The 14,365-nt window shown below is 58.4% G+C and carries 15 protein-coding genes; 11 read left to right on the top strand and 4 right to left on the bottom strand.

Going from position 1 to position 14,365, the window contains the following annotated elements; genetic code table 11:
* Positions 1-8: 8 nt before the first annotated feature.
* The gene (locus ACXAH3_RS00335; protein ID WP_474860076.1) at positions 9-1,568 is read right to left on the bottom strand and encodes a bifunctional metallophosphatase/5'-nucleotidase; all 1,560 of its coding nucleotides are present in this window, start codon (positions 1,566-1,568) and stop codon (positions 9-11) included.
* Positions 1,569-1,760: 192 nt separating this feature from the next.
* On the opposite strand from ACXAH3_RS00335, the gene ACXAH3_RS00330 reads away from it, so the two are divergent.
* Genes ACXAH3_RS00330 through arsC form a run of 3 tightly spaced genes read left to right on the top strand, consistent with a single transcriptional unit; the run spans position 1,761 to position 3,498 of the window.
* The gene (locus tag ACXAH3_RS00330; RefSeq protein WP_474860075.1) at positions 1,761-2,099 is read left to right on the top strand and encodes a DUF952 domain-containing protein; all 339 of its coding nucleotides are present in this window, start codon (positions 1,761-1,763) and stop codon (positions 2,097-2,099) included.
* Positions 2,096-3,160: a quinone-dependent dihydroorotate dehydrogenase gene (locus ACXAH3_RS00325; protein ID WP_474860074.1), complete on the top strand. Its 1,065-nt coding sequence runs from the start codon at positions 2,096-2,098 to the stop codon at positions 3,158-3,160. The genes ACXAH3_RS00330 and ACXAH3_RS00325 overlap by 4 nt, the downstream gene beginning before the upstream one ends.
* Complete coding sequence (arsC, locus tag ACXAH3_RS00320; RefSeq protein ID WP_474860073.1) at positions 3,157-3,498, top strand: arsenate reductase (glutaredoxin); 342 nt, start codon at positions 3,157-3,159, stop codon at positions 3,496-3,498. The genes ACXAH3_RS00325 and arsC overlap by 4 nt, the downstream gene beginning before the upstream one ends.
* Before the next feature lie 16 nt (positions 3,499-3,514).
* On the opposite strand, the gene ACXAH3_RS00315 is transcribed toward arsC, so the two are convergent.
* From ACXAH3_RS00315 to ACXAH3_RS00305, 3 genes are read right to left on the bottom strand one after another with little or no spacing between them, the layout of a single operon-like run.
* On the bottom strand, positions 3,515-4,825 hold the full coding sequence (locus ACXAH3_RS00315) for an MATE family efflux transporter (RefSeq protein WP_474860072.1): 1,311 nt from the start codon (positions 4,823-4,825) through the stop codon (positions 3,515-3,517).
* Positions 4,822-5,337 carry a PaaI family thioesterase gene (locus ACXAH3_RS00310; protein WP_474860071.1) on the bottom strand — a complete coding sequence of 172 codons (516 nt, stop codon included), beginning with the start codon at positions 5,335-5,337 and terminating at the stop codon, positions 4,822-4,824. The genes ACXAH3_RS00315 and ACXAH3_RS00310 overlap by 4 nt, the downstream gene beginning before the upstream one ends.
* On the bottom strand, positions 5,334-5,837 hold the full coding sequence (locus ACXAH3_RS00305; protein WP_474860069.1) for a PaaI family thioesterase: 504 nt from the start codon (positions 5,835-5,837) through the stop codon (positions 5,334-5,336). Before ACXAH3_RS00305 ends, ACXAH3_RS00310 begins: the two co-directional genes overlap by 4 nt.
* Before the next feature lie 103 nt (positions 5,838-5,940).
* Here ACXAH3_RS00305 and ACXAH3_RS00300 point away from each other — a divergent pair, with 103 nt between their 5' ends.
* The 8 genes from ACXAH3_RS00300 (at position 5,941) to ACXAH3_RS00265 (ending at position 14,322) form a co-directional block, all read left to right on the top strand.
* Positions 5,941-7,065 (top strand): putative manganese transporter, encoded by a 1,125-nt coding sequence (locus ACXAH3_RS00300; protein WP_474860068.1) that lies wholly within the window; start codon positions 5,941-5,943, stop codon positions 7,063-7,065.
* 100 nt (positions 7,066-7,165) lie between these two features.
* Entirely contained in the window at positions 7,166-7,534 is a 369-nt protein-coding gene (locus ACXAH3_RS00295; RefSeq protein ID WP_474860067.1) for a MerR family transcriptional regulator, read from the top strand.
* 267 nt (positions 7,535-7,801) lie between these two features.
* The gene (locus ACXAH3_RS00290; RefSeq protein WP_474860066.1) at positions 7,802-8,191 is read left to right on the top strand and encodes a MerR family transcriptional regulator; all 390 of its coding nucleotides are present in this window, start codon (positions 7,802-7,804) and stop codon (positions 8,189-8,191) included.
* Between the two features lie 19 nt (positions 8,192-8,210).
* Positions 8,211-9,983 carry an acyl-CoA dehydrogenase C-terminal domain-containing protein gene (locus ACXAH3_RS00285; protein WP_474860065.1) on the top strand — a complete coding sequence of 591 codons (1,773 nt, stop codon included), beginning with the start codon at positions 8,211-8,213 and terminating at the stop codon, positions 9,981-9,983.
* Between the two features lie 25 nt (positions 9,984-10,008).
* Positions 10,009-10,221, top strand: a complete 213-nt coding sequence (locus ACXAH3_RS00280) for a hypothetical protein (RefSeq protein WP_474860064.1) — start codon at positions 10,009-10,011, stop codon at positions 10,219-10,221.
* A gap of 25 nt (positions 10,222-10,246) precedes the next feature.
* Positions 10,247-10,882, top strand: coding sequence for a glutathione S-transferase family protein (locus tag ACXAH3_RS00275; protein ID WP_474860063.1), 636 nt, complete (start codon positions 10,247-10,249; stop codon positions 10,880-10,882).
* Between the two features lie 17 nt (positions 10,883-10,899).
* Positions 10,900-12,105, top strand: a complete 1,206-nt coding sequence (locus ACXAH3_RS00270; RefSeq protein WP_474860062.1) for an acetyl-CoA C-acetyltransferase — start codon at positions 10,900-10,902, stop codon at positions 12,103-12,105.
* Positions 12,106-12,117: 12 nt separating this feature from the next.
* Positions 12,118-14,322 (top strand): 3-hydroxyacyl-CoA dehydrogenase NAD-binding domain-containing protein, encoded by a 2,205-nt coding sequence (locus ACXAH3_RS00265; RefSeq protein WP_474860061.1) that lies wholly within the window; start codon positions 12,118-12,120, stop codon positions 14,320-14,322.
* Positions 14,323-14,365 lie beyond the last annotated feature (43 nt).

The raw sequence follows: 14,365 nt of genomic DNA, 5'->3' as shown, positions 1-14,365 counted from the left end.
GACAGACCTTATTTCTGGGTGATACGCCCATCCAGCATCGGCTTAACAGGGCCCATCTTGGCCAAGTATTCAGCGGTCACATCCGCCAGATCGGGGCCAAAGTCATAGGCGTTCTGCGCGTCGCGGAACATCTTGTAACCGTCCCCGCCGTTGCGCACATAGTTGTTGGACACAACGCCGTACACCTTGGCCGGGTCAATCGGTGCACCGCCCACCATCACGTCAGAAATCCGGCTGCCCGGTTCTTTCGACAGATCGAATGCATAGGTCATACCCGCCACTTGCGGGAAACGACCTGCAACTTCCTCGTACTGGCTGACACCGTTTTCAAGCGCGGCGACAATGGTTTCGCCGGTCACTTGGAAGGTCGACAGCGTATTTTGGAAAGGCAGAACGCTGAGCACTTCGCCCATCGTCACTTCGCCCGCGTCGATCGAGGCGCGAATACCGCCGCCATTCTGGATTGCGATCTCGACACCCTGATCTTTCACGCGGTCCAGCATGGCCTCGGCGATGATGTTGCCCATAGCGCATTCCATAGCGCGGCAGGAACCACGCTCGCCGTCCAGAACTTCAGACGTTTCCGCCACAACGCGGTTCTTCATTTCGTCGATCGGGCCGGCCAATTCGGCAACACGCGCGACAATTTCCGGATCTTCTGCAACTGACGCGTCCAGCAGAATCGTATCGCCTGTGGCCGATGTCACATTGCCCTCATCATCAAACACAAGCGTCAACAGACCGACATATTTCGAATAGGCATAGGCCTGCACGACCGGCACATTCCCAACCATCGTCGGATAGGCCATCGCGCCCTCTTCCGTGTTCGAGAACTTGGTGTGCGAGTGGCCGCCGATTACCGCGTCCAGACCCGGCACAGCTTCGGCAATGGCCATGTCTTTCTTTACGCCCACGTGGTTCAGCGCGATGATCTTGTCCACGCCCTCCGCTTCCAGCGCGGCCACATCAGCCTTCAGGCTGTCGATCTCGTCTTGGAAAATCACCGCCTCGCCGGGGCTCGATGTTTCCGACGTGTCCGTTGCCAATGCCGAGATAATGCCAATCTTCTGGCCACCGACTTCAAGCACCACATGGTTGTCGACCTTGCCCGCCAAGATATTGGACTGGGACACATCAATATTTCCCGAGATCACCGGGAAGGATACCCCGTCAACAAGCTTCAGAAGGCCCTCGGGACCATCGTCAAACTCGTGGTTGCCAACGGCCATTGCGTCGAAACCAATCTTCTCCATCATCTCGATTTCCACGTCACCCTTATAGGTGGTGTACATCAGCGAGCCCTGATACTGGTCGCCCGCATCCAGAACCAGCAGGTTCTGGCCGTCAAACTGCTGGCGCAGCTCGGCGATTTTGGTGGCCACGCGGGCGTAACCGCCAAAGCACTTCCCTTCGGCATTGTCTTCTGCGCCGCAGGTGGAATCGTATTTATTGATCGGTTCGACCCGGCTGTGCAGGTCGTTAATGTGCACAATATTCAGCGTGTAATCCGCCATCGCGGTGCCGGTGGTCAGCGCAAGCGCCGCTACCGAGGTCAAAAATTTGGTCATGACTAAGTCTCCCAACTGTCTTGTTGTTTTGACGTTAGCGTGGCGTGAGTCGGGCAGGCTTGTCAAAACTCTCGTGTTTAGGTGGCAAGCTTACGTAACAAGAAGATGTAACACTGCTGAGATTTTCCGCGATCTGCCCGGTTCTGGCGGCCCGCTCTTGACGCAAAGGGGTCAACGCGGCACATGAGGGCCATGCAAATTTACAAGATATTCCGGGCCGCCGAATGGCAAGCCTTCAAAATGGCCGGAAAGACCACCGGCGCGCCAATCGATGTGCAAGACGGGTTTATCCATTTCTCGACCGCCCAGCAGGTACGCGAAACCGCTGCCAAGCATTTTACCGAAGAAGATGGGCTGGTTCTGGTAGCGTTTGAGGCCGACGCGATGGGCAGCAAGCTGAAGTGGGAACCCTCGCGCGGGGGCGCCTTGTTCCCCCATCTTTTCCGAGAGCTGATAATGTCCGAAGCCCTGTGGAGCCGAGATCTTCCCCTAGGCCCGGATGGCCATGACTTCCCCGAGGATCTGGCATGAATTTGATCGAGAAGATTGCCCTGAAAGCGCTGCATCAGGTGGATCCCGAACGCTCGCACACGCTGGCCTTGATGGCGATGAAGGCGGGCGTGGTGCCGATGCCGGGGATTGTGACCTCGGACCGGTTGAAAACCACCTTCTGCGGAATGGAGATGACCAACCCTGTGGGGCTGGCCGCAGGCTATGACAAGAACGCCACCGTGGTGGATGCGCTTACGCAAGCGGGCTTTGGCTTTGTCGAGGTTGGGGCCGTCACGCCACGCCCGCAACCGGGCAACCCGAAACCGCGTCTGTTTCGCCTGACCGAAGATCAGGCCGTTATCAACCGTTTCGGTTTCAATAACGAAGGGATGGAGGCCGCGAGCGCCCGTCTGACCCGCCGTTCACGCCAACGCCCGGTGCCCGTCGGGCTGAACCTTGGGGCCAATAAGGACAGCGACGACCGCGCGGCGGATTATGTAAAGGTCTTCAATTGCTGCGGTCCGTTCGTAGATTTCGTGACAGTCAATGTCAGCTCGCCCAACACCGAAAAGCTGCGGGATCTGCAAGGTGCGGATGCGTTGCGTGGCCTGTTGCAGGGCGTCTTGCACGCGCGCAAGGATCACGACAAATACACGCCCATTTTCCTGAAGATCGCGCCGGATTTGACGGACGACGAACTGGCCGAGGTCGCGGGCGTCGCGCAAGAGGTCAATATTGACGCGGTGATTGCAACCAACACCACCTTGTCGCGCGACGGTTTGAAAAGTGCACACAAGGCCGAGGCTGGCGGTCTTTCCGGCCCGCCTTTGTTCGAAAAGTCCACACGCGTCTTGGCACGTCTGTCGCAGTTAACCGAAGGCGCGATGCCGTTGATCGGTGTCGGCGGCATCGCCTCTGCCGAGGATGCGTATCAAAAGATCCTTGCAGGCGCATCTGTCGTTCAGCTCTATTCGTCGCTCGCTTACAAAGGCATCAGCCTTGTGGAAGAAATCGCGCTTGGCATCGATGAACGGCTGGAACGTGATGGTTTCGCCACCGTGTCCGAGGCCGTCGGCACAAAACGCGAGGCATGGCTATGACCGAGATTTGGCACAACCCCCGCTGCTCGAAATCGCGCCAGACGCTGGCATTGGTGGAAGATCGTGGCGAAGAAGTGACTGTGCGCCGCTATTTGGACAACGCCCCGTCCGAGGCTGAATTGCGTGCTGTGCTGGCCGCATTGAACGTCGCGCCGCTTCAGATCATGCGTAAAGGCGAGAAGATCTTCAAAGAACTTGGCTTGTCGGCGGAGACGCCCGAGGAAGAACTAGTTGCTGCCATGCTGGCCAACCCGATCTTGATCGAACGCCCCATCGTACTGAAAGACGGCAAGGCGCGGATCGGTCGCCCGCCGGAAAGCGTCTTGGAAATCCTTTAAGCGCGATTATCAGCGCTTACTCCGCCGAACGTTCCAGCGCCGGATATCGTGCGCCTAATGTTGCCCCGCGTGCCACAAAGGAAATCAACAATGCCGCCCATAGCCCGTGGTTACCCAACCCCGGCATCAAGGCATAGACAGCAGCAAAATAGATCGCCGCGGACAGGATCATCATGTTGCGCATGTCGCCAGTGCGGGTCGCCCCGATAAAGATCCCGTCCAACATCCACGCGGGCCAGCCCAGAAGCGAAGCTAGCACCATATAGGGAAGGAAATCCCGCGCGACTTGCCGCACATCATCGGCCGTGGTCATCACGTTAATCCCCCAACCTCCTACCAGCAGAAAGCCCAGCGCCAAGGCACAGGAAATCCCCGCGCCCCAAAGGCTGCTCGTGAAGGACGCCTGCCTGACAGCGGCGCGGTTGCGTGCACCCAGCGCTTGGCCGACAAAGGCCTCAGCCCCGAAGGCGAACCCGTCCATCGCATAGGCCGTCACGTGCAGAAACTGCATCAGCACCTGATTGGCGGCCAGTTCCGTGTCCGATAGGCCCGAACCATAGAAAGTAAAGCTGGTGAAAATCGCCATAATAAAAAGCGAGCGCAGCAGTATGTCTGTATTGACGACTGCCATGTTCTTCAAGGTCGGCCCATCCAGCACCCTTGCGCGGTCACGCCATGCGGGATTTCGGAAAATGCCGCGACACAGCCACAGGCCCAGCGCGGCACCCGACAGCTCGGCCATTAGGGTGGCAATCGCCACACCCTCGACTCCCCAACCCAGCCCAAGCACAAACCACAGGTCCAGTCCGATATTAACGCCGTTCATGACGACCTGCAGAACCAGAACAGACCTCGCACGCTCCAACGCAATCAGCCAACCGGTGAAAGCATAGACCGAGATCGCGAAGGGCGCGCCCCATATGCGTATGGCAAGATAATCGCGGGCCATCGCCTCGACCTGATCCGAGGCGGGAGCGATTTGAAACGCGGCCCAGAACAATGGAACTTGCAAAGCAATCAGTGCGACGCCCGCGACGGCAGCGATCAACAAGGCGCGGGTCAGCATCGCGGCGACCTCGCCCGGTCGCCCAGCGCCATGGGCCTGCGCAGTCAGGCCTGTCGTACCCATGCGCAAGAAGCCGAAAAGCCAGAAAAGTGTGGTTAGGATGACCGCCCCAAGCCCAACTGCCCCAATGGGGATAGCGTCGCCCAATTGGCCAATTACGCCGGTGTCCACCAGCCCCAGAATGGGCACGGTCACATTGGACAGCACAATAGGCCCGGCCACCGCCAGAACGCGCCGATGGGTCAGCGTGCGGCCCGTCACGAGCCCGGCATCAGGAAATGGCCCGTGGCCTGCGCGTAAAGCTTGCCGCGCTGATCCTGCCATGCTTCGACATGCACTGACGCATAGCGCCGTCCTTGCCGCACAACCCGTGCACGCGCATAGGCATCACGCGGCAGGCCCGACCGCAAATAGTCGATTGAGAAATCAATTGTCTTGGGCAAATAGGGCATGTTGTCCGGGCCAAGCGTCGACGGGTCCAGCGCACCGCTTTCCATATCCTCCCACAGGGTGGACCAGCTAAGTTGGATGACCGCCGCCGTTTCCATGAACGCCGCCGTCACGCCGCCATGGATCGCGGGAAGCATCGGGTTGCCAATAAGCATGTCGTCGAAAGGCAAAACAGCGGTCAGCTCGTCACCGTGGCGTTCGACCTGAATGCCAAGGAACTGCACATAAGGCACGCCTTTGACCAGCCCGGCCAAGGCTACATCACGGCGTTGTTTAACAACCTCAACCGGTTCGGGGCGCTTATGATTAGTAGGAAGGCTCATTCCGCATCCTCTTCGCTGACATCATCGGCGATGTCGTTCGATATCTCGGTCGAGCGACGCTTGGGATCGCCATCAGCCGTGAAAGCGCCAGTGGCGGAGGCCACCGGGCGGTCTTCGTCTTTGTCCAACGCCACGGCCCGCACGAACGCGACCGAACGTGTGACGTGATAACAGGTGGCTTTGGCAGTGATCCTCTGGCCGGGGGTTGCCGGGCGCATATAGTCAATCCGCAGGTCAATCGTCGCCGTAATCGCCGGAGCCTTGGGATGGCTCATCACCGCAGATCCGCAACATGTGTCCAGCAATGCCGAGACCGCGCCGCCGTGAATAACGCCCGTGCGCGGGTCGCCGATCAGCTTCTCGTCATAGGGCATTGACATGACCGCTTCGCCATCTTCCAGATTCTCCAAAACCATGCCCAGTGCTTTGCAATGGGGAATGGCCTCGGTGAACTTTCGCGCGATTTCAGCCTTCTTCTCGGCTGTCATGCCTTTCATCATTGGCAGTATCCTTTTGCTTTCACGTCTTTTATTGGCCCTTGCAATTCACGCGTCCACCCCCTAGTTTCGCAATTAAGAATTATTCTCAATTAAAAGAGCTATCATGACCGACGCCACAACTATTGACGCCCCATTCGGTGTGAGACGCCCGAAACGCCTTCTTGTACTGGCCATCATGGCCGCGCTGGCGATTGCCCCTGGTCACCTTGGGGAACTGACACGCGAACTGATGACCGACGCCTATGTTCAGGTCTCAGTCTTTGTTGCCGCTACGTTACTTTTGTTCTACGGGGCCGAGCGGCTGTTCAAATTCAACATTGGCGAGATGCTGTCGAACGCCAAGGGGGCTCAGGTTCCATTGGCAGCATTGCTGGGTGCTACACCCGGTTGTGGCGGCGCGGTGGTTGTAGTGGCAGCCTATAGTTCAGGCCATGTCGGGTTCGGCGCGGTGGTGGCCACGTTGACCGCCACAATGGGCGACGCATCCTTTCTGTTGATTGCAACACGCCCTGAAGCGGCGGCGGTCGTGCTGCCCCTGTCCTTTGCAGCAGGCATCCTGTCAGGCTGGATCGTGGACCGTTTCCACACAGTTGAATACCGCGCGTCAACGCTGGCAAGCTGTGAGCTCGCCCCGCTGATCGGCAAAACCCGACCACAGGACATTGCCTGTTTGCTCCTGGCCATTCCTGGCCTGTATGTCGGCGCGCTGCAACTGGCACAGATCGAGGTCGGGCACATTTTCGGCCTGCCGATCATGTGGATCGCCCTTACAGGCACCTTTCTTGGCCTGATCATCTGGGCCACGTCGAAAGTGTCTGCGATGACCAATGCCAAAGACAGCCCCCTGACCCGTATGGCCGAGGAAACCAGCTTTATCTCGGTTTGGGTGATTGGCGCTTATCTGGCATATGACTATGTGGCCGAGTTCGGCGGGTTGGACCTTGAATTGCTGTTCCAGTCCATCGCCCCGCTTCTGCCCATAATGGGCGTATTGGTCGGGCTGATTCCCGGTTGCGGCCCGCAGGTTCTGGTGACGACGCTTTATCTGAACGGCATCATCCCGTTCTCTGCCTTGATGGGCAACGCGGTGTCGAATGATGGCGACGCTTTGTTCCCGGCCATCGCGCTGAACCCGAAGGCGGCGATCTATGCGACACTCTATTCAACTGCGCCCGCGGTGATCTTGGCATATGCGTTCTATTTCCTCGCGCCGGGCTTCATGAACTGACGCAGGTTAGGCGTCGTCTCGTCCAACTGCGTGCTTCTACTGAATTGCACCATCCGGCGCAGTCCTTTACGGTTACCTCAAGACACCGAAGGGGAGCGTCATGTCTGAAGAACGCCTGACATTTAAAGAGATGTGCGCAAAGTTCGACGTCACACCGCGCACCCTGCGCTATTACGAGTATATCGAGCTTCTGAACCCCGAAAAGGAAGGCCGTTCGCGCTTCTACACCCCGCGCGAGGTCGCCCGCATGACGTTGATTCTGCGCGGGCGCCGTTTTGGGTTTTCATTGGAAGAGCTGCGCCAGTGGTTGCTGATCTATGACGAAAAAGGCACCGACGCGCAGAACCAAGCTTGGGTCGAGCTGGCGGATCGTCAGCTGGCCGCCCTGCGCGCCCAGTATGAAGAGCTGGCCGACAGCATCACCGACCTTCAGAAGCTGCGCGATGACGTGGCAGACGGGCTGAACTAGCCCCTGCCCCAGCGATTCGTCACGTGCCCTGCCCCATTTGATTTCCTTTGGGGCAATCCGCGCTTGAGATCCCTCTGAAAAGACCTGCCCCAAGGTAAGTTAATTTTCTTATGAAAATCAGCGCCTTGCGCATCCCCTTTAAAATCAGGCTTTACGCCACGACAAGAAAAGACGCGACGTCACGTTACATTTACGTCAACGTCAACTTATATTGTAGGCAGAACTGGTCAGATCCGTGGCCAGTGTCGGAATTGTATGGAGTATCGAATGACCGACGATCTTATGACCATTCGCCAAATGTGCGATGCGTTCGACGTCACTGCGCGAACGTTGCGCTTTTACGAGGCCAAAGAACTGCTTTCTCCGATCCGGGAAGGCCAGAAACGTCTGTTTACCAAACGTGACCGCGCGCGCTTGAAGCTAATCCTGCGCGGCAAACGCTTTGGCTTTGCACTGGAAGAAATCCGCCAGCTTCTGGACCTTTACGACATGGGCGACCAGCAGAAAACGCAGTTGATCCGCACCGTCGAGGTTGCTGCCGGCCATCTGGAGGGCCTCAAGCGTCAGCGCGAGGAACTGGACGAAGCCATTGATGATCTGACCGAACAACTGAAATGGGGCCAACAGAAAATCGCCTCGTTCGACGAAAACAGCTGACCCGGAAAGGACGCCACACATGCCAACCTATACCGCGCCCACCAAAGACATGGCCTTCCTTCTGCACGATGTGCTGAAGGCCGAACAATCGGACATCCCCGGCTATGGGGATCTTGAACGCGACTTCACCAGCGCCGTTCTGGAAGAAGCCGGTAAAGTCGCAAGCGAGGTTCTGACCCCGCTTAACATTGTGGGCGATCAGGAAGGCTGTCGGCTGGAAAACGGCGTCGTCTACACGCCCACCGGCTTTAAAGACGCATTCGAACAGGTGAAAGAAGGCGGCTGGACCGGTCTGGACATGCCGGAAGAATTCGGCGGCCAGAACATGCCCGTTCTGCTGGGAACCGCGGTGGGCGAGCTGTTTTCGTCCGCGAACCAAGCTTTCACCATGTATCAGGGCCTGACTCATGGTGCGGCCTCGGCAATTCTGGCGCATGGCACGGACGAACAGAAAGCGACCTATCTGCCCAAGATGGTCAGCTGTGAATGGACCGGCACCATGAACCTGACCGAACCGCATTGCGGCACCGATCTGGGTTTGATGCGCACCAAAGCCGAACCGCAAGACGATGGGTCGTATAAAGTCTCGGGCCAGAAGATCTTCATCTCGGCCGGCGATCACGACATGTCGGATAACGTCATTCACCTTGTCTTGGCGAAAATTCCGGGAGGTCCCGAGGGCATCAAAGGCGTGTCGCTGTTTATCGTGCCCAAGTTCAATGTGAATGAAGACGGCTCGGTCGGAACACGCAACGGCGTCTCGGTCGGCAACATCGAACACAAGATGGGCATCCACGGCAACTCGACCTGCGTCATGAACTATGACGAGGCGACGGGCTTCCTGTTGGGTGACCTTCACAAAGGTATGCGTGCCATGTTCACTATGATGAACGAAGCGCGTCTGGGCGTGGCGATGCAGGGTCTGGCACAGGCCGAGGCTGCGTATCAAAACGCCGTCATCTATGCCAAGGATCGCCTGCAAGGGCGGGACGTGACCGGCGCGAAAAACCCCGATGGCCCGGCCGATCCGCTGATCGTGCATCCGGACATCCGCCGTTCGCTGATGGATCAAAAAAGCTTCTGTGAAGGCGCACGTGCTTTCCTTTTGTGGGGCGCTCAGCTGATCGACCAAGCGCATCGCTCGGAAGACAAAGACGCCGATGGGCTGATCAGCTTGATGACCCCGGTTCTGAAAGGCTTCCTGACCGATCAGGGCTTTGACATGACGGTTTTGGCCCAACAGATCTATGGTGGACACGGCTATATCGAAGAGCATGGCATGAGCCAGTTCACCCGCGACGCCCGCATCACACAGATCTATGAAGGCGCCAATGGCGTTCAAGCGCTGGACCTTGTGGGTCGCAAGCTGGCTGCCGATGGTGGCAAGCCGATCATGGCGTTCTTCGAGATGATCAAATCTTATTGCAAAGAGCAGGATAGCGACGAGATGAAGGACTTCATCGAACCGCTGAAAACCGCGTCCAAGCATCTTCAGACCTCGGCGATGTTCTTCATGCAAAACGGCATGAAAAACCCAAACCACGCGCTGGCTGGATCGTATGATTTCATGCACCTGTTTGGCCATGTTTGCCTTGGTTTCATGTGGGCCCGTCAGGCACGCGCTGCTTTGGACGCATTGGCGTCAGGAGAAGGCGACGCGACGTTCTATGAGACGAAACTGACCACCGCGCGCTATTATATGGCACGCCGCCTGCCCGCCACATCGATGCATCTTGCACGGATCGAAAGCGGTGCGGATACGGTGATGGCGTTGGATGCAGAGTTGTTTTGATCCGCGCTTGAAGTAAGGAGCTACGATGCCGAAACGTTTCAATTTGACCCGCCGCTTTCCCTGCCCAATGACCGAGGATGGCCACAGTCGATTGAAACGTTTCGCTTGCGGGGCAGGGTTGGACGAAAACGAAGCCCTGTCTTTTCTCTTCAAGAACTTCGACATCGTGAGCAAGCAAGACAATCTGAACGAACGGCTGCGCTTGTTCACCGCAGAACTGGAAGCCCGCAAACGCTGAAACTACATCTCTGGGAGGGGACGCAATGACGATCAAACTCTACTGCTTTGGCGAAAGCGGAAACGCCTATAAGGCCGCTTTGGCACTGGAACTGTCCGGTCTGGAGTGGGAGCCGGTTTTCGTCGACTTTTTCGGCGGCGAGACACGCGGCCCGGAATACCGCGAGATCAACCCGATGGGCGAAGTTCCGGTGATGGTGGATGGCGACGTGACCCTGTCGCAATCCGGTGCCATTCAGGACTATGTGACGTCGAAATCTGGCAAACTGGGCGGCACCAGTGCCGCTGAACGCCGCGAGATTCTGCGCTGGCAGTTCTGGGACAATCACAAGATGTCCTCGATGGCCGGCATGACCCGCTTCTTGATGAACTTCCTGCCCGAAGACAAACGCCCGGCCGAGGTGATTGCCTTCAATCAAGGCCGCCTAAAGGGAGCCTTAAAAGTACTTGAGAGTGAACTGTCGACACGCGACTGGCTGGTCGGAGATCAGATCACGATCGCCGACATCTCGTGCTGCGGATACCTTTTTTACCCTGAACCCTTCGGCTTTGACCGTGCCGAATGGCCCGCAATTGACGCTTGGCTGACCCGAATTTCGGAAACGCCCGGCTGGAAACACCCCTATGACCTGATGCCCGGTTCCCCTGCGGACCGCGCGTGATTTCGAAAGGATCAATGATGACCGACGCCTATATCTATGACGCTGTGCGCACCCCGCGCGGCAAAGGCAAAAAAGACGGCACTTTGCACGAAGTGACAGCGGTTCGCCTGTCCTCTTTGGCTTTGAATGCCCTAAAAGAGCGCAACAACCTTGAAGGCCACGCCGTCGAAGACGTGATCTGGGGCAACGTGACCCAAGTGGGCGAACAAGGTGCCTGTCTGGCACGTTCCTCGGTGCTGTATTCCGATCTGGACGAACGTATTCCGGGCGTGTCGATCAACCGTTTCTGCGCCTCAGGTCTTGAGGCTGTGAACATGGCCGCCAACCAGGTCAAAGGCGGCGCTGGCGAAGCCTATATCGCCGGTGGCGTCGAAAGCATGAGCCGCGTACCCATGGGTATGGACGGCGGCGCGATCGCTGCCGACCCGCATTTGGCCATGAAAGCCTATTTCGTGCCGCAAGGCATCTCGGCCGACATCATCGCGACCGAATATGGCTTCAGCCGTGATGATTGCGACGCTTATGCTGTCGAAAGCCAGAAACGTGCCGCCGCCGCCCGTGCAGATGGCCGTTTCAAGTCGATCATCCCTGTCACCGATCAGAACGGCCTGACGGTGATGGCCGAGGATGAGATGATCCGCGAAACCACCATGCAGACGCTGGGTGGCCTGAACCCCTCGTTCAAAGCGATGGGCGAGGCGATGCCGGGCTTTGATGCTGTGGCTTTGCTGAAATACCCACATCTGGAAAAGATCAACCACGTGCACCACGCTGGTAACTCGTCCGGCATTGCAGATGGCTCTGCGGCTATCCTGATCGGCAACAAAGAGTTCGGCGAGCGTCACGGGATCAAACCGCGCGCTCGTGTACGGGCGACGTCCAAAGTGGGCACCGACCCGACGATCATGCTGACTGGCCCGGTCCCCGCGACCGAGCGTGTTCTGCAAGCCGCTGGCATGGGTTTCGGCGACATTGACCTGTTCGAAGTCAACGAAGCCTTCGCATCTGTCGTGCTGCGTTTCATCCAAGCCTTCGATGCCGACACCAACAAGGTGAACGTCAACGGCGGCGCGATTGCCATGGGCCACCCGCTGGGCGGCACTGGCGCCATGATCCTTAGTGCGCTTCTGGACGAGATGGAGCGTTCCGATAAGGAAACCGGTCTGGCCACGCTGTGCATCGGCTCGGGCATGGGCGCTGCAACCATCATCGAACGCGTGTAAGGAGACGTATCAATGGCTGATTTTCACTATTCCTTGGACGCCGATGGCGTCGCCACTATTGCTTGGGATGTTCCCAACAAGTCCATGAACGTGCTGTCTTATGACGCCCTGCGCGAACTGGACGCCCATATCGACACCGTTCTGGCGGACGACGCCGTGAAGGGCGCGATCATCACCTCGGCGAAGAAGGACTTCGCTGGCGGGATGGACCTGAATGTCATCGCTCAGATGAAGAACGACGCAGGCGACAACCCGGCGCAGGGTCTGTTCGACGGCGTTATGGGTATGCACGGCGTGCTGCGCAAAATCGAACGCGCGGGCATGGACCCCAAGACCAACAAAGGTGGCAAACCAATTGTCGCCGCCCTGCCCGGCATTGCGCTTGGCATCGGTCTGGAAATCCCGCTGTCCTGTCACCGCATCATCGCGGCTGACAATCCCAAGGCCAAGATCGGCCTGCCGGAAATCATGGTCGGTATCTTCCCCGGCGCTGGCGGCACCACCCGTCTGGTGCGCAAGATGGGCGCGATGGCGGCGGCACCGTTCCTGCTGGAAGGCAAGACCGTTTCGCCAGACAAAGCCAAAGCCTCAGGCCTGATTGACGAGGTCGTCGCACCCGAAGAGCTTCAAGCCCGCGCGAAAGAGTGGGTGCTGAATGCAACTGACGCGGACATCGTGAAACCTTGGGACGCGAAGGGTTACAAAATGCCCGGCGGCGCACCCTATCACCCCGCTGGCTTCCAAACCTTCGTTGGCGCAGCCGCGATGATCCACGGCAAGACCAATGGCGTCTATCCGGCGGCGAAAGCCCTGCTGGCCTCCGTCTATGAAGGGGCAATGGTGCCGTTTGACGACGCACTGCGCGTGGAATGCCGTTGGTTCGTGAATGTGCTGATGAACCCGTCTTCCTCTGCCATGATCCGTTCGCTGTTCATCAACAAGCAGGCTTTGGAAAAAGGCGCTGTGCGTCCGAAAGACGTGGATGATCAGTCAGTCAAGAAGGTCGGTGTTTTGGGCGCGGGCATGATGGGGGCTGGCATCGCGCTGGTGTCCGCCATGGCCGGGATGGAGGTCGTTCTGATCGACCAGACCCAAGAAGCGGCTGATCGCGGCAAGGCGTACTCCGAAGGCTATCTGGACAAGGGCATCGCCCGCAAGAAAGCCACGCCTGAGAAGAAAGAGGCCGTTCTGTCGGCCATCACCGCAACGACCGATCTGGAGGCGCTGAAGGGTGCGGATCTGATCATCGAAGCGGTGTTCGAAGACGTTGGCGTCAAAGCCGAGATGACCAAGAAGGTCGAGGCCGTCGTTGGCCCCGATTGCATCTATGCCACCAACACCTCGACCCTGCCGATCACCGAGCTGGCCAAGGCGTCCGAACGTCCCGACCAGTTCATCGGCATCCACTTCTTCTCGCCGGTTGAACGCATGATGCTGGTCGAGATCATCAAGGGCAAAGAGACTGGTGGTCGTGCTGTGGCTAAGGCGCTCGACTATGTGCGCCAGATCCGCAAAACGCCGATCGTGGTGAACGACGCGCGCTTCTTTTACTGTAACCGCTGCATCATTCCTTACATCAACGAAGGAATGCGCATGGTTGGAGAGGGCGTATCGCCCGCGCTGGTCGAAGGGGCTGCGAGACTCTTGGGCTTCCCGGTGGGGCCGCTGCAACTGGTCGATGAGACCTCGATCGATCTGGGTGTGAAGATCGCCAAAGCCACCAAGGCAGCGATGGGCGATGCCTACCCCGACGACGCCGTGGACGAGATCATCTTCTGGATGGCCGACGAAGGGCGCATGGGCCGCAAGTCGAATGCGGGCTTCTATGACTATGACGAAAAGGGCAAGCGCACCGGTCTGTGGGAGGGGCTTGGCGACAAGTTCCCGCAGGCTGACAATCAGCCCGACCTGACCGAGGTGAAGCATCGCCTGATGATGAGCCAGGTTCTGGAAGCTGTCCGCGCGCTGGAAGAAGGTGTGCTGGAAGACATCCGCGAAGGCGACGTTGGCGCGATCCTGGCTTGGGGCTTTGCACCATGGTCGGGCGGCCCGTTCAGCTGGCTGGACATGATCGGCGCAGACCAAGCGGTGGAAATCTGTGACGGTCTGACCGACGCCCACGGTGCGCGTTTTACGACGCCTGCCCTGCTGCGTGAACTGGCCGACAAAGGCGAAACCTTCTATGGACGTTTCGACAGCGCCCAAGACGCCGCCTGATCCAAACACAACACGGCCCAAGATCACCTTGGGCCGTGTCTTT

The sequence above is a fragment of the Aliiroseovarius sp. ABM4_368 genome, assembly GCF_056161205.1.
Note: the sequence above shows the minus strand (reverse complement) of the source record. Positions and strands in the feature narration are given on the sequence as shown.

Excerpts from the sequence above, each read along its gene's own strand:
- ACXAH3_RS00310 (WP_474860071.1), bottom strand. The coding sequence starts at position 5,337 with ATGAGCCTTCCTACTAATCATAAGCGCCCCGAACCGGTTGAGGTTGTT.
- ACXAH3_RS00330 (WP_474860075.1), top strand. The coding sequence starts at position 1,761 with ATGCAAATTTACAAGATATTCCGGGCCGCCGAATGGCAAGCCTTCAAA.
- ACXAH3_RS00265 (WP_474860061.1), top strand. The coding sequence starts at position 12,118 with ATGGCTGATTTTCACTATTCCTTGGACGCCGATGGCGTCGCCACTATT.
- ACXAH3_RS00280 (WP_474860064.1), top strand. The coding sequence starts at position 10,009 with ATGCCGAAACGTTTCAATTTGACCCGCCGCTTTCCCTGCCCAATGACC.
- ACXAH3_RS00335 (WP_474860076.1), bottom strand. The coding sequence starts at position 1,568 with ATGACCAAATTTTTGACCTCGGTAGCGGCGCTTGCGCTGACCACCGGC.
- ACXAH3_RS00305 (WP_474860069.1), bottom strand. The coding sequence starts at position 5,837 with ATGATGAAAGGCATGACAGCCGAGAAGAAGGCTGAAATCGCGCGAAAG.
- ACXAH3_RS00325 (WP_474860074.1), top strand. The coding sequence starts at position 2,096 with ATGAATTTGATCGAGAAGATTGCCCTGAAAGCGCTGCATCAGGTGGAT.
- arsC (WP_474860073.1), top strand. The coding sequence starts at position 3,157 with ATGACCGAGATTTGGCACAACCCCCGCTGCTCGAAATCGCGCCAGACG.
- ACXAH3_RS00300 (WP_474860068.1), top strand. The coding sequence starts at position 5,941 with ATGACCGACGCCACAACTATTGACGCCCCATTCGGTGTGAGACGCCCG.
- ACXAH3_RS00275 (WP_474860063.1), top strand. The coding sequence starts at position 10,247 with ATGACGATCAAACTCTACTGCTTTGGCGAAAGCGGAAACGCCTATAAG.
- ACXAH3_RS00285 (WP_474860065.1), top strand. The coding sequence starts at position 8,211 with ATGCCAACCTATACCGCGCCCACCAAAGACATGGCCTTCCTTCTGCAC.
- ACXAH3_RS00295 (WP_474860067.1), top strand. The coding sequence starts at position 7,166 with ATGTCTGAAGAACGCCTGACATTTAAAGAGATGTGCGCAAAGTTCGAC.
- ACXAH3_RS00270 (WP_474860062.1), top strand. The coding sequence starts at position 10,900 with ATGACCGACGCCTATATCTATGACGCTGTGCGCACCCCGCGCGGCAAA.
- ACXAH3_RS00290 (WP_474860066.1), top strand. The coding sequence starts at position 7,802 with ATGACCGACGATCTTATGACCATTCGCCAAATGTGCGATGCGTTCGAC.